This window comes from Kitasatospora sp. NPDC053057, assembly GCF_044546945.1.
Lineage (GTDB): Bacteria > Actinomycetota > Actinomycetes > Streptomycetales > Streptomycetaceae > Kitasatospora.
The window spans coordinates 80,262-104,983 of the sequence record NZ_JBITZP010000013.1 but is presented as its reverse complement, the minus strand read 5'-3'; the positions used below and the strand labels follow the sequence as shown (position 1 = coordinate 104,983).

Here is a 24,722-nt window from a genome sequence, read left to right as displayed (position 1 = left end):
TGCCTGCCCGAGGTGCCACTGCGTGAACGTCGCCCATCTGAACCAGCTCCTGCTCGAAGCCTCCGTGATCCTGCTCTTCGCGGTGGTCGCCGTCCGGTTCTCGACCCGATCAGGACTGCCCAGTCTGCTGATCTACCTCGGGATCGGCGTCGCACTGGGCCAGAACGGGATCGGCGTCACCTTCAACAACGCCGAACTGACCCAGGTGCTCGGCTACGCGGCACTCGTGGTGATCCTGGCCGAGGGCGGCCTCAAGACCAGCTGGCGCGAGGTCAGACCGGCGATGCCGGCGGCCACCGTACTGGCCACCGTCGGCGTCGGGATAAGCGTCTTCGTCACCGCGGCCGGCGCCCACTGGCTGGTCGGCCTGGACTGGCGGACCTCGCTGCTGCTCGGCGCGATCGTCTCCTCCACCGACGCCGCGGCCGTCTTCTCGGTGCTGCGGATGGTCCCGCTGCCTCACCGGCTCACCGGTCTGCTGGAGGCCGAGTCCGGCTTCAACGACGCGCCCGTGGTCATCCTGGTCGTCGCCTTCGCCTCCACCGGCGAACTGGACACCTGGTACGTGCTGCTCGGCACGATAGTCGCCGAGCTGGCGATCGGCGCGGCGGTCGGCCTGGCCGTCGGCAAGCTCGGCGCGTACGCGATCAAGCACGTCGCGCTGCCCTCCTCGGGCCTGTACCCGATCGCCGTGGTGGCGCTGACCGTGCTCGCCTACGCCGGCGGCTCGCTGCTGCACGGCTCCGGCTTCCTCGCCGTCTACATCAGCGCGGTGATCCTCGGGAACTCCAAGCTCCCGCACGGACCGGCCGTGCGCGGCTTCGCCGACGGGCTGGCCTGGATCGGGCAGATCGGCATGTTCGTGCTGCTCGGACTGCTCGCCGCGCCCGAGAGCATGGGCGACGCCGTGGTGCCCGCGCTGGTGATCGGCGGGGTGCTGGTCTTCCTGGCCCGGCCGCTGTCCGTGGTGCTCACGCTGACCCCGTTCAAGGTGCCCGGCCGCGAGCAGGCCCTGCTGAGCTGGGCCGGGCTGCGCGGCGCGGTGCCCATCGTGCTGGCCACCATCCCGGTGGTCTCCGGCGCCCACGAGGCCGAGGACGTGTTCAACATCGTCTTCATCCTGGTCGTCGTCTTCACCCTGCTCCAGGGGCCGACCCTGCCCTGGATGGCCAAGCGGCTGAAGATCGGCGAGGGCGCGATGGGCCAGGACCTCGACATCGAGTCCGCGCCGCTGGAGAAGCTGCGCGGGCACCTGCTGTCGATCACGCTCTCGCCGACCTCGCGGATGTCCGGCGTGGAGATCAGCGAGCTGCGGCTGCCCAAGGGGGCGGCGGTCACCCTGGTCGTGCGGGAGGGCAACTCCTTCGTGCCGGACAAGGCGACGATGCTGCGCGGCGGGGACGAGCTGCTGGTGGTCACCACGGACGAGGTGAGCGAGGCGGCGGAGCGGCGGCTGCGGGCCGTGGACAAGGGCGGCAAGCTGGCGGGGTGGCTGAACGCACGGTGACGGCCGGGGCTGCTCGGGCGGTGACGGCCGGATAGCTGAACGCACGGTGACGGCCGGGACTGCTGTGCCATGGGTGGCCTGGCGGAATCTACGCGCGTAACTGTATGCTGGTTCGACTACGCCGTATAACTACCGTTAGACCACCCCCAGCATCTGCCTGACGCAGAGTTGGCGCGACCGCTCGGCGGCCGCGGTCCGGCCCCGGCCCACCAGGCCCGGCCGGCCCGGTATCTACCCCGGTCGACGCGCGAGAGGACGACTCTCGGCGCCGTCGGGGCCACCCCATGCCCTGCCGCGCTACCAGGCAGCAGGAAGGACCGACCGTGACGGCCCGCCGAACGGTCGAGATCACCGCGGACTCCACGTCGCTCACCGCGGACAGCACCCCCGACAGCGCGACCACCCCCACGACCGCACCCGCCAAGGTCGGGTACGGCGCGCTGCTGCGCACGCCCGGTGCCTGGACGTTCCTGGCCCCCGCCTTCATCGCGCGGCTGCCCTACGCGATGCTCAGCATGGGCATCCTGCTGCTGGTCAAGGACACCCACGGCTCGTACGGCACCGCCGGCACCGTCACGGCGATCGCCGCCGTCGCGCAGGCCCTGATCGGCCCGCAGACCGGGCGGCTCGCCGACCGGTACGGGCAGGCCGCCGTCCTGGTCCCGACCGTCGCGGTGCACGCGGCCTCGGTCGGCCTGCTGATCGCGCTGGCGCTCGGCCACGCGCCGGCCTGGTGCCTGTTCCTGGCCGCCGTTCCGGCCGGCGCGAGCGTCCCGCAGATCGGCGCGATGGTCCGGGCGCGCTGGATCGCCACCATCGGCGCCGAGGGTGCCTCCGCCCACTCGGCGGCCAAGGTGAGCACCGCGTTCGCCTTCGAGTCCGTGACGGACGAGTTCACCTTCGTGATCGGCCCCATCCTGGCCGCCAAGATCGCCACCTCGGTCAGTCCGTCCACCGCGCTGATCACGGAGGCCGCGCTGACCTTCGTCGGCGGACTGGTCTTCGCCGCCCAGCGCCGCACCGCACCGGCCCGGACCGCCCCGCAGCCCGGAACGCGACGCGCCTCCGCGCTGACCTCGCCCGGCGTCCGGCTGCTGGCCGGCGTGATCCTCGGGGTGGGGGCCGTGTTCGGCGGGATGCAGGTCTCGGTGAACGCCTTCGCCGACTCGGTCGGCCAGCACGACGCCGCCGGCACCGTGTACGGGATCTTCGCGGGCGGCTCGATGGTGGCGGGCGTGCTCTACGGCGTCATCGCCTGGCGGCGGGCCGTCCAGCACCGGATGGTCATCAGCTACGCGCTGCTGGTGGTCGGCTGCTCGACGCTGTGGGCGATGCCCAACCTGGTCACGCTGTCGATCGCCGGGCTGGTCTGCGGCCTGGCCATCGCCCCGACCCTCATCAGTGGCTACACCCTGGTCGAGACCCTGGTCGAGGACGGGGCCAAGACCGAGGCGTTCACCTGGCTGACCGGCGCCATCGGCCTGGGCCTGGCCGTCGGCTCGATGGTGGCCGGGCGACTGATCGACGGCCACGGTCCGTCCGCCGGGTTCCTGGTGCCGCTGGTCGGCGCGGGCCTCGGGCTGGTCGCGCTGGTGTCGATGCGGCACCTGCTGGTCGCACCGAGCCGGACCAGCCAGGTGGTGGCGGGGTCCGCCGAGCGGGCCGGCGCGGGGCAGCTGGTCGGCGCGGCCAAGGGCTGAGCGAGCGGTCGAACGCGGCCCGTACCGGCTCATCTCACACCGGATTCGCTGGACTGATCCAACGGAATACCGCATCATTGACCATCGTTAGCACTCATCAGGCGAGAGTGCCAGGAGGAAGACAAGTGCCCACGTACCAGTACCAGTGCACCGAGTGCGGCAGCGGCCTGGAGGCGGTGCAGAAGTTCACCGACGAGGCGCTGACCACGTGCCCCGACTGCCAGGGACGGCTCCGCAAGGTCTTCTCGGCCGTGGGTGTCGTGTTCAAGGGCTCGGGCTTCTACCGGACCGACAGCCGCTCGTCCTCCAGCAGCTCGGTGGGCGCGGGTTCGTCCGCCGGATCCTCGACGTCGTCGTCGACGTCGGGTTCGTCCGGCTCGTCGAGCACTTCGGGCTCGTCCGGTTCGTCGAGCTCGTCCAACTCGTCCAGCTCGTCCAGCAGCCCGGCTCCGGCCGCGAGCTGAGCTCGGCTCCCGGGGCTCCCGGGAGCTCCTGAGGCTTCACGGGAAGGCCCGTCGGCCCCGCTTCGCGCGGGGGCGGCGGGCCTTTTCGCGTTGCTCTTCGTGCTCTCGCGCGTCGTCCGTCAGTTTTCGGAGGTCGGACTCACTCGTGTGAGTGTACGAAGTTGTCCACAGGGGCGGGGTTGTCCACAGGCTGTGGGAATCGGCTTTCCGGCGGCGGCGGGAGCGAGCATCGTGTGGGTCACCGAGCGGTGACCGACCGCATGGTGACCGACCGAATCCGGAGGTGCCCGATGACGACCATGAGCCTGTCCGTTCCGCTGCCCGCGCCCACCGTGCCGCCCCGGCAGGAGGTGCCGAGCTTCCCGCCGATCCGGCGTGGGTGCGGCGGGTGGCACCGCTGGCGCCGGGCCGTCCGACGGCGGGCCGGGGTGCCCGCGCTGGTGCTGCTCGCGGTGGCCGCGGCGCTCGCGTTCGGGCCCGCACGGGCCGCGCTGCCGCCGTCCTCGGGGGGCGCGGTGGGCCGTACGGGTTGTCAATCCGGGCTTCCGGAAGATCACCCGTAACCGTGGAACGACTTCGTCGTTCGAGGCGGCATGAAAGGCTTCAAGGAATTCCTGCTGCGTGGAAATGTCGTCGAACTCGCCGTCGCCGTCGTCATCGGCGCGGCCTTCACCAACATCGTCAACGCCTTCGTCAAGGGCGTGATCAATCCGATCGTCGGTGTGTTCGGGACGAAGGACCTGGCGTCCTACAGTTCCTGCCTCAAGGGGCCCTGCGAGGTGAGCGGCACCGGTGAGGTCACGTCCGGAATCCTCATCCTGTGGGGGTCGGTGCTCAGCGCCGCCCTGCAGTTCCTGATCACCGCCGCCGTCGTCTACTTCGTCCTGATCGTGCCGATGAACCGGATGGCGGCCAGGCGCAAGAGCGTCGCCGAGGAGGCGGCCGAGGCCGAGGCCAAGGAGGTCCAACTGCTGACCGAGATCCGCGACGCGCTGCTCACGGCGCGCTGATCCCCGGTTCCGGTCCCCGTTCCCTAGTCCCCCGTTCCCTAGTCCCTCGCTCCCTAGCCCCTCGCTCCCTAGCCCCCGTGGTGCGGCGGGCGCTGGCTCAGGTACCAGTCCAGCCCCCGCCCACCGCTCTCCCCAGCCCCGGGTCGGTCGCCCCAGCCGGCGTCGGTGTCGTCCCGGGACTGCTGGTCCAGCGGGTCGCGGAAGACCAGGCGGGCCTTGACCTTGGCCGAGGCCGCGTCCTGACCGCCCTCGGCCTTCGGCTGCCGCTGGTCCTGCTCCTCCTGCCCCTGCTCTCCCTGCCCTTGCCCCTGTTCCTGTCGTTGCTCGCTCACTCTGTCCACTCCCCTGCCGATCCCCTGTTCACGGTCTGACCTGTCCCTCCAGCCTAAGAGGCCCGCGACGCGCCACGGGCCCTGGTGCGGAGCGCTCCGCACCAGGGCCCGGGTGGTCGACCTCGGCCGTCAACCGTCAGGCGGCTTCGAAGCCCGCGTGGTCGGCGATCTTCTTCAGTTCGGCCAGGGCGTGCTTCTCGATCTGGCGGATCCGCTCGCGAGTGAGGCCGTGCTGCTTGCCCACCTCGGTGAGGGTGCGCTCGCGGCCGTCCTCCATGCCGTAGCGGGAGCGGATGATCGAGGCCGTGCGGTCGTCCAGCCGCCCGATCAGGTCGTCCAGCTCCTCGCGGCGGAGCATGACCATCACGGCGTCCTCGGGGGACGTCGCCCCGGTGTCCTCCACCAGGTCGCCGAACTGGGTCTCGCCCTCGTCGTCGACCGACATGTTGAGGCTGACCGGGTCCCGCGCCCAGTCCAGCACGTCCTTGATCCGGGCCTCGGTGGTGTCCAGCTCGGCCGCGATCTCGGCCGGCTCCGCCTCGCGGCCCAGCTCCTTGGACTTCTCGCGCTGCACCCGGCGGATCCGGCCGAGCTCCTCGACCAGGTGCACGGGCAGCCGGATCGTGCGGGACTGGTCGGCGATCGAGCGGGTGATCGCCTGCCGGATCCACCACGTCGCGTAGGTGGAGAACTTGAAGCCCTTGGCGTAGTCGAACTTCTCGACGGCGCGCACCAGGCCGGCATTGCCCTCCTGGATGAGGTCCAGCAGCGGCAGCCCGCTGCGCGGGTAGCGGCGGGCGACCGCCACGACCAGACGGAGGTTCGAGCGGATGAAGACGTCCTTGGCGCGCTCGGCGTCGGCGGCTATCGCCTCCAGCTCCTCGCGCGTGACGCCGTCGGGGAGTTCACCCTCGTCCAGCATGTGCTGGGCGTACACGCCGGCCTCGATCCGCAGCGAGAGCTCGACCTCCTCGGCGGCATCGAGCAGGGGCGTCCTGGCGATCTCGTCGAGGTACATACCGACCAAGTCACGGTCGGCCTCAAGGTTGGTCGGGCGGGCCGCGCGAGTCCGGTCGGCCCTGTCGCGAACGACGGCACGGGTGGCCATGCTTGCTCCCTTTGCTGGAATTGCCGAGGTCTGCCTGCCTGCCCCGAGAGGGCAAGAAGTGCGGGCCCAAAAGGGCTCACACGTAACGATCCAACGAACAGATTCCGGACAACATTCCCAAGTCGCTCAGATTCTTCCCGGCAATGCAGTATCCTGCCGGTTTTCACCCCGGATCTGGACACTCAGTGACCGATCAGGCACCTCATGTGCCCGTCCGCGACCGCCCGTAGAGCACTTCTTCACAGGCCGCACACGCAACCGTCGCCCATTCGTTGAACAGCCGGGCGATCGCACACGTTCCCGCGCGCCCCCGTATTCCACCCGCGCTCGCATCCCGGCGCACGCAGGTCCTCCGCACAAAAGATGCCGAATCGCTATCACCTCAGCTCCCGATCGGCGCAGGGCGCTGGGAAGGTACCAGGCATGCACCTGACCAACAGCACGACCTCCGTCACTGTGCGTCAGCGTCGCCTCCTTCGGGACGCGTCGCTCGCGCTGGGCTGCGCCGCGCTGTTCTGCCTCCTGGCGACGCTGGTGACGGGCCACTGGCACCCCCTGCACCAGTTCGACCAGGACTGGATCAGCGGACTCCACGATTACGCACGGGACCACCGGATCTGGACCGCCGCGGTGCAGACCCTCTCCGACATCGGCGGCCCCGTCACGATGCGTGCACTACTCGGCATCGCGGCCGCCTGGCTCTGGCTGATCGGCGCCCGGGTGCTGGCCGGCTGGGTGGCCGCCCAGGCACTGGTCGGCTGGGGCACCCAGTGGGCGCTCAAGCTGGCCGTCGACCGGCAGCGGCCCGCCTTCTCCGACCCGGTCTCGCACGCCGGCGGCCCGGCGTTCCCCTCCGGGCACGCGATGGCCTCGGCGATCACCTGCGCCGTCCTGGTCGGCCTGCTCTGGTACCGGGTCGACCGCCGGGGCCGAACCGCCGCCTGCGCGGTGGCCGCGGCGACGGTGCTGACCATCGGCTGGACCCGGACCGCCCTCGGGGTGCACTGGCCCAGCGACGTGGTGGCGGGCTGGCTGGCCGCCGGCGTCGTGCTGGGCGTCGTGACGGCCGTGATCGAACTCTGGCGGCCGGGAGCGCTGGCCCGGGACGTACGGCGGGTCAACTGGCGGACCAGGCCACGGGTCCAGCGGGTCATCGTGTCGTCCGCCAGGGCGCCGCGCACCGATGAACCGCACGCCGACGGTCCGCTGGGCGGCGACCCACTGGGCGGCGGCCTGATGGACGGCGGCCTGATGGACGGCGACCCGCTGGGCGGCGCCGAGTCGGGCGTGCCCGGCCGGGACGGTCCGGCCGACCGCCCGGACGCGCCGGTCCGCTGAGGCCGCGGGCCCCGGGGAGCCGCCCCGGGAACGCCGAAGGCCCTCCGCCGGATCCGGCGAAGGGCCCGAGAGCGGGCGGCAGCGGTCAGGCCTTGCCCGGGATGGTCCGCACGGTGTGCCAGGCGTAGGCGAGCAGGGCGGCGGTCAGCACCAGGAAGACCGCACTGGAGATCAGTTGGGCCTCCCAGAAGTAGCCGTTCGGCTGGTACTCGACCGCCACGCCGCCGTCCGCGAGCCGGGTCAGCGAGGTCTGGTGCCAGTACAGGATCGCCATCTGGTAGTCCGTCACACCGCGTCCGAAGGTGGTGGTGGGCGCGACCATGGTCGCCAGCTTCGGCATCACCAGGGTGAGCACGATCTGGGCGGACCATGGGTGCACTGCCTTTCGGGAGTCGTGCGGCCTTGCGCGGGTCAGCCGGCGTGCCGCGACGCGGACGCCCCGGCCTGGGCGCCGCGGAGGGTGCCGAGCACGATCTCGGCGAGCGTGGCCGAGGCCGGCACCCGCTCCGCCATCCCGCCCGGACTGCTGCGGTCCAGGCCGGCGATCAGCCGCAGCAGCGTGGACTTCCCCGCGCCGACCAGGCCGACCAGCGCCGTGATGGACCCCTCCGGCAGTTCGAACCCGCAGTCCTGGAGGACCTACTTGTCCCCGTAGCTCTTCCCTACGCCTCTGGCCTGAAGGGCCATCATGCGCGCGCCCACCCCATGAGCTTTCTCCCCCTGTCGCGCGTGCACCGGGATTCCCCGACATCGCCAATGTGGACATGTGCACGACATTCAGCTAATACCCACGGGTCCGACCCGTGGTGAATTCTCCGGCGAACCCGCCCGGGAAGACCGACGGCGAACCATCGGAGGTTCGATTACCGCAGGGCCACAAGAAGAATGCGTGATTCCGGAATTCCCACGGACCCGCTCGACCGGCGAACCGGGGGCCCGACCTCGCCGTTCCTCCGGATCCGGCGGCTCCGGGTCCGCCGGCCCTCCGGCGGACCTGCCGGTACCCGCTCTCGACCGAGCCATGGCGGGCGGGCCGGTGAGGGGTGGAAATGCCGCAGGCCCTCCGGCCCGTGGTGGGCGGAGGGCCTGCGAGCTGCGGTTCTGTTGTGCCCCAGACAGGAATCGAACCTGCGACACCGGCTTTAGGAGAGCCGTGCTCTATCCCCTGAGCTACTGAGGCGTGGCCGGTCGGTGACCAGGCCGTTCACAGCGTACCGGATCGGGGGTGAGCCGGGGGTGGCGGACCGGGGAACGGCGAAGGGGGAGCCGGATGGGCCGGCTCCCCCTTCGGGGGTCGGGGAGGGGTCAGAGGAGGCGCAGCAGGCGGGACTGGATGGACGGCGGGTTGAGGTCGGCCTGGAGGGCCACCGGGACCTCCGACTTGCCGTCGCCCGCGCCCACCCGCAGGGTGCCGATCTCCTTGCCCGCCTTCTCGTTGTGGTGGAGCGCGGCCGGGTCCAGGGTGATCGTGCCGGTGACGCCCGGGAAGCCGGCCACCACGAGGTCCTTGGTCGCGACGACCGGGACCTTGCCGCCGAGCCCGTCGTCCACGGTGCCGACGACATCGCCCTTCTTCACCACGGTCTGGCCGCTCAGCCCGTTCTGCGCGGCCTGGATCTGCTTGCCGCTGACCTTGAGCACGGTGGGCAGGATGCCGTCGCCCGGGTTGGGCGAGGTGGCCTGCTGGCCCAGGGTGACGCCGAGGATCATCCGCTTCACGCCGCCGATGTCCTTGTAGGCGGCCCACATCAGGCAGCCGCCGGCCGGGGTGCTGGAGCCGGTCTTGACGCCGATGACGCCGGTCTTCGGGTTGATCAGGTTGTTGGTGTTGGAGATCTTCACGTTGTTGAACGTGGTGTCCGGGGTGGAGACGATCTGCCGGAAGATGTCGTCCTGCATGACCTGCTCGGCCAGCTTCAGCTGGTCCTTCGCGGTGGACTTGGTGTCCGCGTTGAAGCCCGCCGGGTCGGCGTAGGTGGTGTTGGTCATGCCGAGCTTGGCCGCGGTGTCGTTCATCAGTTTGACGAACGCCTCCTCGGAGCCGGAGTGGAAGCGGGCGAGCAGCCGGGCCACGTTGTTGGCGGACGGCAGCATCAGCAGCTCCAGCGCCTGGTACTCGGTGAGCTCCTGGTTCTCGACGAGGGTCACCCGGGACTCGTCGGCGTTGCCGGACTCCTGCGCGGCCTGCTTGTCGACCTTGATCTTGGGGCCGCCCTCCCCCTTCTTCAGCGGGTACTTCTGCAGGATCAGATAGGCGTTCATCACCTTGGTGACGCTGGCGATCGAGGCCGGCGTCTCCTGACCCGAGCTGCCGAGGCTGCCGACGCCGACCACCTCGGCGGCGGACTGACCCTTGGTCGGCCAGGCGAGGTCGAGCTGGTCGCCGGAGAAACTGAAGCTGCCCGCGGTCGTCATCCGCACCTTCGGGTCCGGCAGCGGGCGCAGCAGCTGGGCCACCACCACCGCGCCGAGCACCACGGCCAGGAACGCCGTCCAGATGGTGATCCGCTTGAGCGCGCGCCGCAGCGGCGAGACCGGGCGGGCGTTGAGGGTGGCCAGGACCTCCATCGCCTCGGCCGTGTTCTCGGGCGAGGGCTGCGGCTGGGGCTCCGGCTGCGGAGCCGGCTGCCGGGAGGGCAGCGGCTCCGGCCGGGGCAGCGGCGGGACGGGCGGCACCGGCCGCGGGTCCGGCTCGGGCAGCGGCGGCGGCGTGGGGGCGGGGCCCGGCACGGGCTTCGGGGGCGGGCCGGGCAGCGGTGCGGGGCCCGGGGTCGGCTCGGGTTCGGGGAGGGGCTTGGGCTCCGGGGTCGGCTCGGGCACCGGCTCCGGGACGGGGGTCGGCTCGGGCGTCGGAGCGGGCTCCGGGGGCTCGGGCACGGTCCCGGCGGCAGGGGCGACAGCGGGGGCCGCGGGGGCGCGCAGCGGCTCGGGCTTCTCCAGCTTCCCGGTCCGGCCCGACTCGCCCGCCTCGCCCGACTGGCCCGACTCGTCCGCCTGCTGACCGGGCTGCCCGTTCTTGGTCAGTGCGACGGTGGTGGTGGCGGTGGCGGGAGAGTCGGCCTCGGTGGAGGAGTCCTCGGAGGACTCGGCGGCGGCATCAGCGTCCGCGTCCGCGTCCGTGTCCGCATCCGTGTCGGAGTCGGAGTCGGAGTCGGTGTCAGTGGAGGAGTCGGCGTCGGGCGCGTCGGCGTCGCGGCCGGTCTTCTCCGCTGCCTTCTCGACGGCCTTCTCGACGGCCTTCTCGACGGCCTTCTCCGCTGCCGCCGAGGCCGTCCGCATGGCGAGACGCGGGTCGGCGACCGGCGGCCGCTCGGCGGCCTCCTTCGCCCCGTCAGCCTTCGGCGAGTCCTTCTTCTCCTCCGCCGCACCATCGGAACTGTCGTCGCCCGCAGGCTTCACCAGCTCCTCGGGCAGCCGCAGCGCGGTGGTCTTGTTGTCCACCGGCAGTCGCAGCATCGTCGTCCGACTGTCCACATCCCGGACACGGAGCTGTACGGTCGAACCGCCCTTGGCGCCCGCCTTCGGCGCGTCGGCGGATGCCTCAGCGGACGCCTCGGCGGATGCCCCGGCCGCGGTCTCCGCCGAGGCGTCAGCCGTGGTCTCCGCCGACGCGCCGGCCGTGGTCTCCGCCGAAGCTTCGGCCGACGTGTCGGCCGAGCTCTCCGCGGACGCATCCGCAGGGACCCCATCGACGGCCTCGGCTGACGCCCCGGCAGCCGGCGCACCGGTCCGTTCGCGCTCGCGGCCCTGCTCCCGCTCGCCGTCCCTCAGCACCCTGTCGGGGGACTCGCCCACGTATCCCAGCCTCCTCAACGCCCGGCGGGGCACCGGCAGACCCGATTTCGGGAAGCCGACGCCCCGCCCCGTGTACCTGTACAGTCTCCGGCACCGACGGCCGATCCAGCCGCGCACACCCCGCCCGACCGGCGCTTATTGCCGTCGCACGGCCGCACCGTGGCCTGTTCAAGAGTCAGACGCCGGGCCCGAGGCCGCCGGTTCCGCGCCTTCACCGCAAGGTCACGATTCGGAGGCGTACTCGACAAGCCCGTGTGAGAGGCGTCACCCTGTCTCTCATCCACGCGGGGAGGCTTGGATGGGCAAGAGCCGCAGAACTGTTCCCGAGGAACTCTTGCTGCTCGCTTTGGACCCGACCACGGGTACCACGGCGCAGCCGCAGACCCTCGACCTCGGACTCGCCGGGGCGCAGCTCGTCGAGCTGTCCCTGGCCGGACGGATCGTACCGGAGGGCGACCGGATCGCCGTCGTGCTCGCACGGCCGACCGGCGACCCGACCCTTGACCACGCACTGGAGCTGCTGCGACGACGCGGCAGTCCGGTCCGCGCGGCGCACTGGATCGGCGGGCCCCGGCTGGGGCTGCGGCAGACGTACCTGGCGCACCTGGAACGCTGCGGCATGGTCACGGCCGTGCCGGGGCAGATGTGCGGGGTGCTGCCGACGACCCGGTACCAGGCGTCCGACGACTGCACCAACGCCGCGATCAAGCAACGGCTGGACACCGCGATCCGCACCGGCGTGCCGCCGGACCCGCGGACGGCCGCGCTCGCGGCCCTCGCCCACTCGGTGGGGCTGGGCAAGCACCTGTACCCGGGCAACGAGGGCCGGTCCTCACGATCGCGGCTGCGCGACCTGATCCGGTACGACCCGCTGGGCGGGATGGTCGCGCACGCCGTGATGGACGTGCAGAACGGCCTGCCGACGCAGCAGAACCGTTCATCCCAGAGTTCCGGAGCCGGCACCGGCCGCTCCGGCGCCCGCGCCGCGGGGCGGACCTCGGGCGGGCGGGTCACCGCTCCGCGGGTCGCCGTCCGCTGATCCGGACCGCCGACGGCGCGCACCACACCGTTCACGCCCCTCGAAGGCGCTGAACCACCGGCCGCGCGACTCCGCACGACCAGCCGCACCACCGGCCGCGCAACTCCGCACCACCAGCCGCACCACCAGCCGCACCACCGGCACCACCGGCACCACCCCGCACCACGAGTAGCACCGAGGGGCGGTCGCCCCGCGACGCAAGTCGCCCGGCGACCGCCCCTCCGCCGTTCCCGGAGGCCCGTCGAGGCCCACCGCTCACTACCGGTCCGAGTCACCGAGCCGCATTACCACCTGGGAGCTTTCGCTGTCTCACAGACGCGCTTTTCCGATGATCTGTTCTACTGCGCTGCTGTGATTCCCCGGCGCCGAGCTGGCCCAAGGTGACATGCTGCTCCAAGTCAGGGGGGTTGGTCCCAATGTCCGAAGTGTTCCGAGGGCTGCCGTTCCAACGATCACCAGAGGTTCGGCCGGAGGTCGACGTGTCCGCGAACATCAATCCCACCGTGCGCCGCCGACGGCTCGGCTCGGAGCTGCGCAAGCTCCGCGAGGGCCTCGGGATGACGGCGGAGGAGGTGGCCGGCCGCCTGATGGTCTCCCAGTCGAAGATCAGCCGACTGGAGAACGGCCGCCGCAGCATCAGCCAGCGCGACGTGCGCGACCTCTGCGACGTGTACAACGTGGCCGACGAGCAGATGCGCAACAGCCTGATGGAGATGGCCAAGGAGTCCCGCCAGCGCGGCTGGTGGCACGACTTCAACGACATGCCGACGCCGTACAGCGTCTACATCGGCCTGGAGGCCGAGGCCTCCTCGATCCGCGCGTACGAGTCCTCCTTCGTCCCCGGCCTGCTGCAGACCGAGCAGTACGCCCAGGCGGTGGTGGAGGGCACCCAGCCGGACACCGACGCGAACGCGGTGCAGCGCCGGGTGCAGGTGCGGATGAAGCGCCAGGAGCGCGTCCACGGCGACAACCAGCTCGGCAGCCTGTGGACCGTCATAGACGAGGCGGCGCTGCGCCGCGAGGTGGGCAGCCGCGAGATCATGGCCCGGCAGCTGCGGCAGATGCTGGAGCTGAGCCTGCGCCCGAACATCACCATCCAGGTGATCCCGTTCTCGCACGGAGCCCATCCCGGCATGACCGGGACATTCTCCCTGCTGGAGTTCCCGGAGTCAGCCGATTCCACGGTTGTCTACTTCGAAGGTGTGACGAGCGATCTCTACCTGGAGAAGGACGCCGATGTGCGCCGCTATACCGGTCTCTACGACTACCTGAGAGCGGCCGCGCTCGGTGTCGCGGAGAGCCGGTCGCTGATAGCCGACATCGAAAAGGGATACCACGAATGATCACCCCCGCCGAGCACGGAACCCGTTGGCGCAAGAGCAGTCACAGTGGAGGCCAGGGCGCCTGCGTGGAGATCGCCGGACCGGCCGCGGGAGCGGTCGCGGTCCGGGACTCAAAGGATCCGGCCGGCCCGCAACTGCGCTTCTCCACCGAGGCCTGGAACGCGTTCGCGTCGGCCGTGGCGGCGGGGGCCTTCGGCGAGGTCTGAACCGGATCCGTGCTCGGCCCAGTTGCCCGTAGCGGTGTCCGTCGCCCCGAGCGGCGGTCGGCGCTACGGGCAACTGCCGTGTCGGGGGCTCCCCTTCACAGCGCGATCCCTTCACAGCGCGACCGTTCAGTGCGCCACCGGGTAGCGGGCGGCCCAGTCGGCCCCCTCCGGGCTCTGCCGGTCGTGCAGTTCGGTGCCGTGCATCAGCTCCAGCGCGAAGTCGTCGGCGAGTTCGAGGATCGCCCCGCGCCCCTCCAGGCCCGCCACCAGGCCCGGCGGCAGCGCGGTGTCCCCGTGCAGCACCCCGAGCAGGTTGCCGCAGATCGCGCCGGTGGAGTCGCTGTCCCCGGAGTGGTTGACGGCCAGCAGCAGCCCCGAGCGCACGTCGTGGGCGACCAGCGCGCAGTAGACCGCGATGGCCAGCGCCTCCTCGGCGACCCAGCCCTCCCCCAGCGCCTCGACCCGCTCGGCGGACGGTTCGCCGGCCCGCACCGCGTCCAGCGCGGCCCGCAGGGCGGCGGTGGTCTCCTCGTGCGCCTGCCGCTCGGAGAGCAGGGCCAGCGCCAGGTGGACGCCCTCCTCCAGGGTGCCGCCGCGGGCCACGGACTGGACGATCACCGCGAGCGCGCCCGCCGCGAGGTAGCCGGTGGGGTGGCCGTGGGTGAGCACCGAGCACTCCACCGCGAGCTGGAACACCAGCCCCGGCTCCCAGGTGGTGAGCAGCCCGAACGGCGCCGCCCGCACCACCGTGCCGCAGGCCTTGGAGTGCGGGTTCTTGGGCCGTTCCAGGGTGCCGAGCCGCTCGCCGTCCGGCCCGGCGAGGCCGGTCAGGCAGCCCTGGCCGGGGGCGCGCTGGGCGTACAGCCACTCCTCGCGGCCGAGCCAGCCGAGGTCGGGGCGGCGCTCGTCCGGGCCCCAGTCGCGCTGGGTGGCGGCCCAGCGCAGGTAGGCCAGGTGGAGGTCGGTGGGCGGGTGCCAGCTGCCGGTGTCGCGCCGGATGTGGGCACGGATCAGGCCGTCCACCGTGAACAGGCTGAGCTGGGTGTCGTCGGTGACGGCGCCGGTGCGCCCGTACGCCGGGACGTAGCCGGTGACGCCCTGCGGGCCGTGCTGGGCCCGGATCTTCTCCAGCGGATCGAACTCGACACCTGCGCCGAGCGCGTCACCGATGGCACCGCCGAGCAGGCAGCCGCGCACCCGGCTGCGGAAGTCCTGCTGCTGGGCTCGTGACCACAGTGGCATCACGACGGGGCGCCTTTCGTCGGGGTGGGGGCCGGTCCGCGCGACGCACGGCCGTGGCGCGCGCCCTGGCACTGTATTCGAAGGCGCGAGCGAAACGACGGCGTCCCTCGTACTTCGGTTCCCCGCCCCGGCCGCTCTTCCCGGAGCGGCCGGGGCCCCGCGGCCGGTCTCAGTCCAGGACGGGCAGCAGCTCCGGCAGGTGCCCGTCCGAGGCCAGTGCCGCCGCCCGGCGCTCGGCCGGGACCTCGCCGTAGAGGGTGGTGCGCTGGCGGTGCGGCCGGCCCGCGGCCTCGGCGATCGCCTGGAGGTCACGCACCGACTTGTAGCTGCCGTACGCAGAGCCGGCCATCCGCGAGATGGTCTCCTCCATCAGCGTGCCGCCCAGGTCGTTGGCGCCCGAGCGGAGCATCTCGGCCGCGCCCTCCGCGCCGAGCTTGACCCAGCTGGTCTGGATGTTGGGGATGTGCGGGTGCAGCAGCAGCCGGGCCATCGCGACCACCGCGCGGTTGTCCCGGGCGGTCGGGCCGGGGCGGGCGATGCCGGCCAGGTAGACCGGGGCGTTGGTGTGGATGAACGGGAGGGTGACGAACTCGGTGAAACCGCCCGTGCGTTGCTGGATCCCGGCGAGCAGCCGCAGGTGGCCGAGCCAGTGCGCGGGGGTGTCCACGTGCCCGTACATCATCGTGGACGAGGAGCGGATGCCCAGCTCGTGCGCGGTGGTGACCACCTCGACCCAGGTCGCGGCCGGCAGCTTGCCCTTGGTGAGCACCCAGCGGACCTCGTCGTCGAGGATCTCGGCGGCGGTGCCCGGGATGGTGTCCAGGCCGGACTCCTTGGCCTTCTGCAGCCAGTCGCGGATCGAGAGGCCGGTCCTGGTCGCGCCGTTGACCACCTCCATCGGGGAGAAGGCGTGCACGTGGATGCCGGGGACGCGCTCCTTCACCGCGCGGGCGATGTCGAAGTAGGCGGTGCCGGGCAGGTCCGGGTGGATGCCGCCCTGCATGCACACCTCGGTGGCGCCCACCTCCCAGGCCTGGGCGGCCCGTTCGGCGACCTGCTCCAGGGAGAGGGTGTAGGCGTCGGCGTCGGTGCGGCGTTGCGCGAAGGCGCAGAAGCGGCAGCCGGTGTAGCAGACGTTGGTGAAGTTGATGTTCCGGGTGACGCAGTAGGTGACGTCGTCGCCGACCGCGTCGCGGCGGACGTCGTCGGCGATCCGGCACAGGGCGTCCAGGGCCGGGCCGTCCGCGTGGAACAGCGCCAGCGCGTGGTCGTCGGTGAGCCCGGTCGGGTCGTCGGCGGCCACCGCCAACGCCTCGCGCAGGTCCCCGGCGAGGCGTTCGGGCGCGCCCTTCGCCAGTACCTGTTCGCGCAGCACCTCCCAGTCGCCGTACACGTCCTCGAAGTCGGCCCGGCGGTCGCCGGTGCGGCCCTCGGTGTCGACGGCGGTGTGCAGGTCGGTCCGGCCGTACGCCTCCGGCAGGTCCTCGGGCTCCTGCCAGGGGTGGCCCTGGACCACGGCGTCCGGGTTCGCCAGGCCGGTGGCCGGGTCGGCCAGGGCGCGGACGTGCGGCAGCACCCGCGGGTCCAGCCAGGGTTCGCCGCGCAGCACGTACTCGGGGTAGACGGCCAGGCGCTCGCGCAGCTCGAAGCCGGCCGCGGCGGAACGTTCGGCCAGGCGGTCGATCTGCGGCCAGGGGCGCTCGGGGTTGACGTGGTCCGGGGTGAGCGGGGAGACGCCGCCCCAGTCGTCGATGCCGGCCGCGATCAGCCGCTCGTACTCGCCGTCCACCAGGTTCGGCGGCGCCTGGAGGCAGGCGGTGGGGCCCAGCAGGTGCCGGGCGACCGCCACCGTGGCCACCAGCTCGCCGAGTTCGGCGTCGGGCATGCCGCGCATGGCCGTGTCCGGCTTGGCGCGGAAGTTCTGCAGGATCAGCTCCTGGACGCCGTGGTAGGCCCGGGAGACCCTGCGCAGCGCGAACAGCGACTCGGCGCGCTCCTGGTGGGTCTCGCCGATGCCGATCAGCAGGCCGCTGGTGAACGGGACGGAGCTGCGGCCCGCGTCCTCCAGGACCCGCAGCCGGACGGCCGGTTCCTTGTCCGGGGAGCCGTGGTGCGGGCCGCCGGGCTCGCTCCACAGCCGGGTGGCGGTGGTCTCCAGCATCATGCCCATCGAGGCGGAGACCGGCTTGAGCCGCTGGAAGTCCGTCCAGCTCAGCACCCCGGGGTTGAGGTGCGGGAGCAGGCCCGTCTCCTCCAGGATGCGGATGGACATCGCCCGGACGTAGGCGATGGTGTCGTCGTAGCCGTGCGCGTCCAGCCACTCGCGGGCCTCGGGCCAGCGGTCCTCGGGCTTGTCGCCGAGCGTGATCAGGGCTTCCTTGCAGCCGAGTTCGGCCCCGCGCCGGGCCACCTCCAGCACCTCGTCCGGGGACATGAACATCCCGTGTCCGGCCCGGCGCAGCTTGCCGGGGACGGTGGCGAAGGTGCAGTAGTGGCACTTGTCGCGGCAGAGCCGGGTGAGCGGGATGAAGACGCTCTTGGAGTAGGTGATGACGCCGGGGCGGCCGGCCGCCTCCAGGCCGGCGTCGCGCACCCGGGCGGCACTGGCACACAGGTCGCGCAGGTCCTCGCCTCTGGCCTGGAGCAGCACGGCGGCCTCGGTCAGGTCGAGGGCGACGCCGTCCCGGGCGCGGCGCAGGGCGCGCCGCATCGCGTTAGCGGTCGGGGGGTTGCTTGCGTCCATGGCGGTTCCGTCCATGGCGCGACCCTACGTCAGGGTGGTACGCCGGGAGGACGCAACCCTGAGAGCGTCTCAGGGTCGACGTACCCATCAGGTTCACCTCGAAGTGCCCCTGCAGGGCGATGACGTGCCGCCGGTACCGGCCTCTAATGGAGGGGCAGTGCCAATCGCACCGGTTCGCAGAGGAGTTGAGTACGCCATGACCAATGAGACGGCAGTGGACGACCAGTTGGACGGCGGGGTGCCGTACCGCTCACGGCGGCGCGTCCTGGTGCGGGCCGGGGTGCCGCTGGTGGTGGGCGCGGTGATCGCCGCCGGGGTCGGGCTGGTACCGGCGCTGGCCGCCGACTCGCCGCCGGACCTGCCGCAGCTGTCCGCCGAGCAGGTGGTGACCAAGGTGCTCGGCTCGGACGCCCAGGCCCTGTCCGGGACGGTCTCCGTCTCCACCGACCTCGGGGTGCCCAGCCAGCTGCTGGGCGCCGCGGCCGGCGGGCTCGGTGCGGCGGCCGGGCACGGCGGCGACCAGGGCCAGGCCTCGGCGGACCCGCAGTCCAAGCTGCTCGGTCTGCTCGGCGGCGACCAGACCCTGCGGGTCGCGGTGGACGGCCCGGACCGCCAGCGGGTGGACCTGATGGAGAACATGGCGGGCTACACCCTGGTCCGCAACGGCGACCAGAGCTGGGCCTGGGACAGCTCGACCAACACCGCCCTGCACATGACCGGGCGTCCGGCCGAGCACGCCGCGGCCAAGGCCCCGAAGGCACCGCTGACCGGGGTGCCGACCACCCCGCAGGAGGCCGCCAAGCAGTTCCTCACCGGCAGCGCCGGCACCACCTCCGTCACCGTGGCCGGGACGGCCAACGTGGCCGGGCAGAAGGCGTACCAGCTGAGCGTCAAGCCGACCCAGTCCGGCTCGACCGTCTCCGAGGTGCGGATCGCGGTGGCCGCCGACAACGGGGTGCCGCTCGCGGTGGTGGTGAAGTCCACCGACGGCTCCACCGTGCTGGACGTCCACTTCACCGACGTGTCCTTCGCCAAGCCGGCCGCCAAAACCTTCGACTTCACGGCGCCCAAGGGGGCCAAGGTGACGGAGAAGAAGGCGGACGAGGCGGCCAAGGGCGCCCGGGATGAGCAGGGCAAGCAGGGCGAGCAGGGCAAGGGCCACGACGGTGTGAACGTGATCGGCGAGGGCTGGACGGCCGTGGTCTCCACCCAGCTGCCCACCAGCGTCGAGGCACCGCAGGGCGAGGACAACGGCAAGCAGGGCAAGCACCACGGCCGGCCGATGAACCCGCAGGCCCTGGTGAAGTCGCTCGGCAAGCCGGTCGGCGGCGGCACCCTGATCAGCACCAAGGTCGTCAACGTCCTGCTCACCGACGACGGCCGGGTCTTCGCCGGCGCGGTGACCCTGCCGGTCCTCCAGCACGCCGCCGGGGTGAACTGACGGATGACCGAGACTCCCGTAACGGGGGACGTTACGGAGTCGGCCGGGGGCCGGGGCGCGGCGTCGCGCCCGGCCCCCGTGCCTTCCGCCTCCCCGACTCCCCGTACCTCCGCCTCCCCGGCCCCCCGTACCTCCCGTGCCGACTCCCCCGCCGACGACGTGATCAGGACCCGCGGCCTGACCAAGCGCTTCCGCGGCGGCCAGCTCGCCGTCGACGGCCTGGACCTGACCGTGCCGCGCGGCTCCGTCTTCGGCTTCCTCGGCCCCAACGGCTCCGGCAAGACCACCACCATCCGGATGCTGATGGGCCTGATCGCCCCCACCTCCGGCGTGGCCACCGTGCTCGGCGAGTCGATGCCGCAGTCCGTCGCCACCGTGCTGCCCCGGGTGGGCGCGCTGATCGAGGGCCCGGCGCTGTACGGCTTCCTGTCCGGCCGGGACAACCTGGTCCGCTTCGACGCCGCCGACCCGACCGCCGACCCGCGCACCCGCCGGCAGCGGGTCGAGACCGCGTTGGAGCGGGTCGGCCTGAGCGCCGCCGCGGGCAAGAAGGCGCGTGCCTACTCGCTGGGCATGAAGCAGCGCCTGGGCCTGGCCTCCGCGCTGCTGCAGCCGCGCGAGCTGCTGGTGCTGGACGAGCCGACCAACGGGCTGGACCCGCAGGGCATGCGGGAGATCCGGGCGCTGGTCCGGGAGGTCGCGGCGGAGGGCACCACGGTGTTCCTCTCCTCGCACCTGCTGGACGAGATCGAGCAGGTCTGCACCCACGCGGCGGTGATGTCCCGGGGCCGGCTGGTGGTGCAGGGCACCGTCGCCGAGCTGGCCGCCCGGGCGCAGGGCCGGCTGGTGGTCCGCACCCCCGACGTGGCGCAGGCCGCCGAGGTGCTGGCGGCCCACCAGGTGGGCGCGCTGGTGCCCGGCGAGGGCCGGGTGGACGGCGAGCTGGGCGCGAACGGCGACGAGACGCTGCCCAAGCTGTGCGCGGCGCTGGTCGAGGCCGGGGTCCGGGTGCACGGGTTCGGGCTGGAGCGGGGCACGTTGGAGGACGCCTTCGTGGCGCTGACCGGGGAGGGCTTCGATGTCGCAGGCTGAGACGGTGCTGGTGATCGGCCGTCGGCCGCAGACCGCGTCCGGGTTCCTGGCGCTGTTCCGCAACGAGCTGCACCTGACCTTCCGCCGGATGCGGACCAAGGTGCTGCTGGGCATCCTGGCGGCGCTGCCGATCCTGATCGGGGTGATCGTCAAGCTCAACACGGACAGTCCGCGCGGCGGTGGCGGCGGGGCACCGAGCTTCATCGCGCAGACCACGCAGAACGGCCTGTTCCTGGTGTTCACCGCGCTGGCGGTGGCCCTGCCCGTCTTCCTGCCGATGACGGTCGGCGTGGTCGCCGGGGACTCGGTGGCGGGCGAGGCGGCCACCGGGACGCTGCGCTACCTGCTGGTCGCCCCGGCCGGGCGGACCAGACTGCTGGCCGCCAAGTTCACCGCCGGGCTGGTGTTCTGCCTGGCCGCCACCGCGGCGGTCGCGGTGACGGCGCTGGCCACCGGCGCCACTCTGTTCCCGCTCGGCGAGGTCACGCTGATCTCCGGGGACACCATCGGCTTCACCGACGCGCTGCTGCGGGCGGTGCTGGTGGCCGGGGTGGTCGCGGTCTCGCTGGCCGGGCTGGTGGCGATCGGGCTGTTCGTCTCCACCCTCACCGGCAGCGGCATCGCGGCGATGGCCGCGACCGTCGGGCTGGTGATCACGGTGCAGATCCTGGACGCCTTCCCGCAGCTGGACGCGGTCCGGCCGTTCCTGTTCACCCACTACTGGATGAGCTTCTCGGACCTGCTGCGCGAGCCGATGTACTGGGACGGCGTGTGGAAGGACCTCGGGCTGCAGGCCGTCTACGTCGCGGTGTTCGGCTCGGCGGCCTGGGCCCGGTTCACCAGCCGCGACATCAGCGCGTGAGCGACATCAGCGCGTGAGCGACATCAGCGCGTGAGCGGCGTCAGCTGGTGACGGCTTCCCTGGCCGGTTCCGTCGGGACGGGCTGCGGCACGGCCGCGGCCCGCCCGGCGCGGTCGGCCCGCACCTGGCGCAGCGCGTCCCTGGTGAGCACCGCGAGCGCGGCCCACACCAGGGCGAAGCCGGCCCAGCGCGCCGGCGGCATCGACTCGTGGAACACCGCGACGCCGATCAGGAACTGGAAGACCGGCGCCAGGTACTGCAGCAGGCCCAGCACGGTCAGCGGCACCCGGACGGCGGCCGCGCCGAAGAACAGCAGCGGGATCGCGGTGATCACCCCGCTGAGCATCAGCAGCCCGGAGTGCCCCCAGCCGTACGAGCCGGCCACCGTGTGCCCGAAGGTGCCGCGCCCGCTGACCTCCAGGGAGACCAGGTAGCCGAGGGCGAAGGGGAACATGAAGGCGCTCTCGGCGGCCAGGCTCTCCAGCCCGCTCAGCCCGACCTGCTTCTTCAGCAGGCCGTAGGTGGCGAAGGAGAGCGCCAGGGTGAGCGCGATCCACGGCAGCTGCCCATAGGCGATGCTCAGCACCGCGACGGCGGCGGCGCCGACGCCGACGGCCGTCCACTGCGCGCCGCGCAGCTTCTCCTTGAGCACCAGGACGCCGAAGCCGATGGTGACCAGCGGGTTGATGAAGTAGCCGAGGCTGGTCTCCACCACGTGGCCGCTGTTGACGGCCCAGATGTAGACGCCCCAGTTGACGGAGATCACCGTCGCCGCGCCGGCCAGCATGGCGAGCCGGCGGGGCTGGCGCAGCAGCGGGCGTATCCAGCTCCAGTGCCGTTGGGCGACCAGCATCAGCACCACCGCGACCAGGGACCAGACCATCCGGTTGGCCAGGATGTCGTCGGCGGCTCCGGGCTCCAGCAGCGGCCAGAAGAGGGGGAAGAGCCCCCAGATCCCGTAGGCCGCCATGCCGTACCAGAGGCCTCGGCCGCTGTCCTGCTGGGTCGTGTGTGGCATGACCGAGTGCCCTCCCGCGCGCGTGTCGTCCTGGCGACGGTAGCGGGCGGGAGGGCAGGCTGTCATCTCCGTTTCCGGATTTTGGTCATGACAGTGCCTGAATGCTGGACGGACCCGGCGTTCTCGCAGGTCAGGTGGTCGCCTCAGGCACCCAGCGCCGCACGGACGGACTCCGCCAGCGGGACGGTCGGACGGCCGATCAGCCGGGCCAGGTCGCCGGTGCGCAGCGCCAGCTCGCCGCGCGCGATGCCCGCGTCCACGTCGACCAGGGCCTCGGCGAAGCCCTGCGGCAGGCCCGCGCCGACCAGGACGTCCAGGTGCTCGGCCGGAGTGACGTCGCGGTGCCCGACCGGCTCGCCGGAGGCCTTCGCCAGCTCGGCGGCCAGCTCGGGCAGGCTCCAGGCGACGTCGCCGCTCAGCTCGTAGGCCCGGTTCTGCTCGCTCCCGTCGAGCAGGACGGCGACCGCCGCGTCGGCGTAGTCCCGGCGAGCGGCGGTGGCCACCCGGCCGTCCCCGGCACTGCCGAGCACCACACCGCGCGCCACCGTGCCGGCCGCGTCACCCAGGTAGTTCTCGGTGTACCAGCCGTTGCGCAGGAAGGCGTACGGCAGGCCGGAGGCGAGGATCAGCTCCTCGGTCGCCTTGTGCTCGTCGGCCAGCCGGAAGGTCGCCGCGCCGAGGATGCTCGTGTAGGCGAGCAGGGCGACCCCGGCCGTCCGGGCGGCCTCGACCACGGCCCGGTGCTGCGGGATGCGGCGGCCGACCTCGCTGCCCGAGATCAGCAGCACCCGGTCGCCGGTGGCGAAGGCTCCGGCCAGGGTCTGCGGGTCGTCGTAGTCGACCACGCGGACGTCGACCCCGCGCGCGGCCAGGTCGGCCGCCTTCCCGGCGGAACGGACGGCGACCGCGACCTCGCTCGCGGGGACCTTGGCCAGCAGGCCTTCGACGACGAGCCGGCCGAGTTGGCCGGTGGCTCCGGTGACGACGTACATAGGGTGCTCCTTCTCGCGGGTGGTTCTCTGGCCTCGAAACTCACCTTAGGGATGGCACTAACCTTTCGAAAGTGCGCACTTAAAAGTAGGGTACTGACATGAAGGTAAGTGGAATGCGGGTGAGTGAGCTGCCCCCGGCGAACGTCTTCGACCGGATGTGCCCGTCCCGGGGCGTGCTGGAGCACGTCACCAGCCGCTGGGGCGTGCTTGTCCTCGGTGCGCTGCGCGAGCGCGGTTACCGGTTCAGCGAGCTGCGGCGGCGGGTGTCGGGGGTCAGCGAGAAGATGCTCGCGCAGACCCTGCAGACGCTGGAGCGGGACGGCTTCGTGCTGCGCGAGGCACACCCGGTGATTCCGCCCAGGGTCGACTACAGCCTCACCCCGCTCGGACGGGAAGCGGCGGAGCTGGTCGCGGCGCTCGCGCACTGGTCCGAGCAGCGGGTGGACTCGGTGGTCGCGGCCCGCGAGGAGTACGACGGGCGGCCTACCGCTCCTTGATCAGTGCCGCCAGCCCGTCCAGGACGCGGGCCAGGCCGAACGCGTAGGCGTGGTCCGGGCTGTACGCGCCGCCGTGCGCCTGGCCGGCGGCGGCGCCGACGCGGGCGGCGACCGGGTAGCGCTCGGGGTCGAAGACCCGGGCCAGCAGGTCGGCGTTGGCCTGCCACCACTGGGCGTCGGTCAGCGCGCTGTCCTGCTGGGCGGCCCGCTCGTCGGCGGCCATCCGGGCGCAGGTCTGGACGAAGCCCAGCAGGTGGGTCAGCGCGGCGTCCAGCTCGACGTCGGGCAGGCCGGTGCCTTCCAGGGCGCTCAGCTCGTACTCGTACTTGGCCATCAGGCCGGGGCCGAGCGGCGGGCGGCTGGTGGACACGGCGCCGACCCACGGGTGGGCGCGGAACAGCGCCCGGTTGTCGTCGGCGACGGCGGTGACCCGGGCCCGCCAGCCGTCGTCGGCCGGCGTGCTGCGGGGCATGGTGGCGTAGACGGTGTCCAGCATCAGGTCGAGCAGCTCGGCCTTGCCGGGCACGTAGGTGTAGAGCGCCATCGGGGACAGCCCGAGCTCCTGGGCGACCCGGCGCATGGTGACGGCGTCCACGCCCTCGGCGTCGGCCAGGGCGATGGCGACGGCGGCGATCTCGCCGGTCGAGCGGGCCTGCTTCGGGCCGCGCCGGCCGGGCTTCTCCTCGGCGGTCAGCCCCCAGAGCAGGGCGAGGGTGCGCGCCGGGTCTCCTGCGCTGCTGCGGTCCGTGGCCATGCGCAGGATCCTTTCACGGACGCGGGCCGCTACCGTCTCCACCATGACCAGCCCTGAGCCACTGCCCGGCACGGACACCAACAGGGCCCTCCGCCCCCGGGTGACCTGCCGGCGCTGCCACCGGCCGCTGCACGACCCGGAGTCGCGGATGCTGCGGCTGGGGCCGGAGTGCCGCGATCCGGCGGAGCGGGTCGCGCGGTTCGACGTGGAGCAGGAGACGCTGCCGGGGGTGTAGCCCG

24 protein-coding genes and 1 tRNA gene are annotated in these 24,722 nt (G+C 72.3%); 14 read left to right on the top strand and 11 right to left on the bottom strand.

Annotated features, from left to right (window positions below):
• Nucleotides 1-22 precede the first annotated feature (22 nt).
• The 5 genes from ACIG5E_RS16365 (at nucleotide 23) to mscL (ending at nucleotide 4,681) form a co-directional block, all read left to right on the top strand.
• A complete protein-coding gene (locus ACIG5E_RS16365) occupies nucleotides 23-1,507 on the top strand; it encodes a potassium/proton antiporter (RefSeq protein WP_396534081.1) in 1,485 nt (494 codons plus the stop codon).
• A gap of 440 nt (nucleotides 1,508-1,947) precedes the next feature.
• A complete protein-coding gene (locus ACIG5E_RS16360) occupies nucleotides 1,948-3,207 on the top strand; it encodes an MFS transporter (protein WP_396534159.1) in 1,260 nt (419 codons plus the stop codon).
• 125 nt (nucleotides 3,208-3,332) lie between these two features.
• Nucleotides 3,333-3,671: an FmdB family zinc ribbon protein gene (locus ACIG5E_RS16355; protein ID WP_396534080.1), complete on the top strand. Its 339-nt coding sequence runs from the start codon at nucleotides 3,333-3,335 to the stop codon at nucleotides 3,669-3,671.
• 290 nt (nucleotides 3,672-3,961) lie between these two features.
• Nucleotides 3,962-4,234, top strand: a complete 273-nt coding sequence (locus tag ACIG5E_RS16350; protein WP_396534079.1) for a hypothetical protein — start codon at nucleotides 3,962-3,964, stop codon at nucleotides 4,232-4,234.
• 30 nt (nucleotides 4,235-4,264) lie between these two features.
• Entirely contained in the window at nucleotides 4,265-4,681 is a 417-nt protein-coding gene (mscL, locus tag ACIG5E_RS16345; RefSeq protein ID WP_396534078.1) for a large conductance mechanosensitive channel protein MscL, read from the top strand.
• Nucleotides 4,682-4,749: 68 nt separating this feature from the next.
• Here mscL and ACIG5E_RS16340 read toward each other — a convergent pair whose 3' ends face one another.
• Nucleotides 4,750-5,013: a hypothetical protein gene (locus tag ACIG5E_RS16340; protein WP_396534077.1), complete on the bottom strand. Its 264-nt coding sequence runs from the start codon at nucleotides 5,011-5,013 to the stop codon at nucleotides 4,750-4,752.
• A gap of 136 nt (nucleotides 5,014-5,149) precedes the next feature.
• Entirely contained in the window at nucleotides 5,150-6,121 is a 972-nt protein-coding gene (locus tag ACIG5E_RS16335) for a sigma-70 family RNA polymerase sigma factor (RefSeq protein WP_030286482.1), read from the bottom strand.
• A gap of 423 nt (nucleotides 6,122-6,544) precedes the next feature.
• Here ACIG5E_RS16335 and ACIG5E_RS16330 point away from each other — a divergent pair, with 423 nt between their 5' ends.
• Nucleotides 6,545-7,459 (top strand): phosphatase PAP2 family protein, encoded by a 915-nt coding sequence (locus ACIG5E_RS16330; RefSeq protein WP_396534076.1) that lies wholly within the window; start codon nucleotides 6,545-6,547, stop codon nucleotides 7,457-7,459.
• Between the two features lie 85 nt (nucleotides 7,460-7,544).
• On the opposite strand, the gene ACIG5E_RS16325 is transcribed toward ACIG5E_RS16330, so the two are convergent.
• From ACIG5E_RS16325 to ACIG5E_RS16310, 4 genes are all read right to left on the bottom strand, one after another.
• Nucleotides 7,545-7,838, bottom strand: coding sequence for a hypothetical protein (locus ACIG5E_RS16325; protein WP_396534075.1), 294 nt, complete (start codon nucleotides 7,836-7,838; stop codon nucleotides 7,545-7,547).
• A 32-nt stretch (nucleotides 7,839-7,870) separates the two neighbouring features.
• Nucleotides 7,871-8,041, bottom strand: a complete 171-nt coding sequence (locus ACIG5E_RS16320; RefSeq protein ID WP_396534158.1) for a hypothetical protein — start codon at nucleotides 8,039-8,041, stop codon at nucleotides 7,871-7,873.
• Between the two features lie 525 nt (nucleotides 8,042-8,566).
• A tRNA-Arg gene (locus ACIG5E_RS16315) sits at nucleotides 8,567-8,639 on the bottom strand.
• Between the two features lie 125 nt (nucleotides 8,640-8,764).
• Nucleotides 8,765-10,915 carry a D-alanyl-D-alanine carboxypeptidase gene (locus tag ACIG5E_RS16310; RefSeq protein ID WP_396534074.1) on the bottom strand — a complete coding sequence of 717 codons (2,151 nt, stop codon included), beginning with the start codon at nucleotides 10,913-10,915 and terminating at the stop codon, nucleotides 8,765-8,767.
• 637 nt (nucleotides 10,916-11,552) lie between these two features.
• Between ACIG5E_RS16310 and ACIG5E_RS16305 the strand changes: the two genes are divergently transcribed.
• From ACIG5E_RS16305 to ACIG5E_RS16295, 3 genes are all read left to right on the top strand, one after another.
• Nucleotides 11,553-12,293: a GPP34 family phosphoprotein gene (locus ACIG5E_RS16305; protein ID WP_396534073.1), complete on the top strand. Its 741-nt coding sequence runs from the start codon at nucleotides 11,553-11,555 to the stop codon at nucleotides 12,291-12,293.
• A 479-nt stretch (nucleotides 12,294-12,772) separates the two neighbouring features.
• The gene (locus ACIG5E_RS16300) at nucleotides 12,773-13,636 is read left to right on the top strand and encodes a helix-turn-helix domain-containing protein (protein ID WP_396534072.1); all 864 of its coding nucleotides are present in this window, start codon (nucleotides 12,773-12,775) and stop codon (nucleotides 13,634-13,636) included.
• A complete protein-coding gene (locus ACIG5E_RS16295) occupies nucleotides 13,633-13,842 on the top strand; it encodes a DUF397 domain-containing protein (RefSeq protein ID WP_396534071.1) in 210 nt (69 codons plus the stop codon). Before ACIG5E_RS16300 ends, ACIG5E_RS16295 begins: the two co-directional genes overlap by 4 nt.
• 126 nt (nucleotides 13,843-13,968) lie before the next feature.
• Here the strand turns inward: ACIG5E_RS16295 and ACIG5E_RS16290 are convergent, their stop codons facing one another.
• Nucleotides 13,969-15,084, bottom strand: a complete 1,116-nt coding sequence (locus tag ACIG5E_RS16290) for an ADP-ribosylglycohydrolase family protein (protein WP_396534070.1) — start codon at nucleotides 15,082-15,084, stop codon at nucleotides 13,969-13,971.
• Nucleotides 15,085-15,253: 169 nt separating this feature from the next.
• Nucleotides 15,254-17,842, bottom strand: coding sequence for a bifunctional FO biosynthesis protein CofGH (locus ACIG5E_RS16285; protein ID WP_396534069.1), 2,589 nt, complete (start codon nucleotides 17,840-17,842; stop codon nucleotides 15,254-15,256).
• Nucleotides 17,843-18,023: 181 nt separating this feature from the next.
• On the opposite strand from ACIG5E_RS16285, the gene ACIG5E_RS16280 reads away from it, so the two are divergent.
• Genes ACIG5E_RS16280 through ACIG5E_RS16270 form a run of 3 tightly spaced genes read left to right on the top strand, consistent with a single transcriptional unit; the run spans nucleotide 18,024 to nucleotide 21,222 of the window.
• Nucleotides 18,024-19,268 (top strand): outer membrane lipoprotein carrier protein LolA, encoded by a 1,245-nt coding sequence (locus ACIG5E_RS16280; protein WP_396534068.1) that lies wholly within the window; start codon nucleotides 18,024-18,026, stop codon nucleotides 19,266-19,268.
• Nucleotides 19,269-19,271: 3 nt separating this feature from the next.
• On the top strand, nucleotides 19,272-20,360 hold the full coding sequence (locus ACIG5E_RS16275) for an ATP-binding cassette domain-containing protein (RefSeq protein ID WP_396534067.1): 1,089 nt from the start codon (nucleotides 19,272-19,274) through the stop codon (nucleotides 20,358-20,360).
• Nucleotides 20,347-21,222, top strand: a complete 876-nt coding sequence (locus tag ACIG5E_RS16270; RefSeq protein WP_396534066.1) for an ABC transporter permease — start codon at nucleotides 20,347-20,349, stop codon at nucleotides 21,220-21,222. The genes ACIG5E_RS16275 and ACIG5E_RS16270 overlap by 14 nt, the downstream gene beginning before the upstream one ends.
• A gap of 40 nt (nucleotides 21,223-21,262) precedes the next feature.
• Here the strand turns inward: ACIG5E_RS16270 and rarD are convergent, their stop codons facing one another.
• Both rarD and ACIG5E_RS16260 read right to left on the bottom strand, forming a co-directional pair.
• A complete protein-coding gene (gene rarD, locus ACIG5E_RS16265) occupies nucleotides 21,263-22,240 on the bottom strand; it encodes an EamA family transporter RarD (protein ID WP_396534065.1) in 978 nt (325 codons plus the stop codon).
• Nucleotides 22,241-22,383: 143 nt separating this feature from the next.
• The gene (locus ACIG5E_RS16260; RefSeq protein ID WP_396534064.1) at nucleotides 22,384-23,232 is read right to left on the bottom strand and encodes an SDR family oxidoreductase; all 849 of its coding nucleotides are present in this window, start codon (nucleotides 23,230-23,232) and stop codon (nucleotides 22,384-22,386) included.
• Between the two features lie 155 nt (nucleotides 23,233-23,387).
• Here ACIG5E_RS16260 and ACIG5E_RS16255 point away from each other — a divergent pair, with 155 nt between their 5' ends.
• Nucleotides 23,388-23,729, top strand: a complete 342-nt coding sequence (locus ACIG5E_RS16255; protein ID WP_396534157.1) for a winged helix-turn-helix transcriptional regulator — start codon at nucleotides 23,388-23,390, stop codon at nucleotides 23,727-23,729.
• Here ACIG5E_RS16255 and ACIG5E_RS16250 read toward each other — a convergent pair.
• A complete protein-coding gene (locus ACIG5E_RS16250; protein ID WP_396534063.1) occupies nucleotides 23,716-24,483 on the bottom strand; it encodes a TetR/AcrR family transcriptional regulator in 768 nt (255 codons plus the stop codon). The genes ACIG5E_RS16255 and ACIG5E_RS16250 overlap by 14 nt on opposite strands.
• A 43-nt stretch (nucleotides 24,484-24,526) precedes the next feature.
• On the opposite strand from ACIG5E_RS16250, the gene ACIG5E_RS16245 reads away from it, so the two are divergent.
• Entirely contained in the window at nucleotides 24,527-24,718 is a 192-nt protein-coding gene (locus ACIG5E_RS16245; protein WP_396534062.1) for a DUF6011 domain-containing protein, read from the top strand.
• Nucleotides 24,719-24,722: the final 4 nt, after the last annotated feature.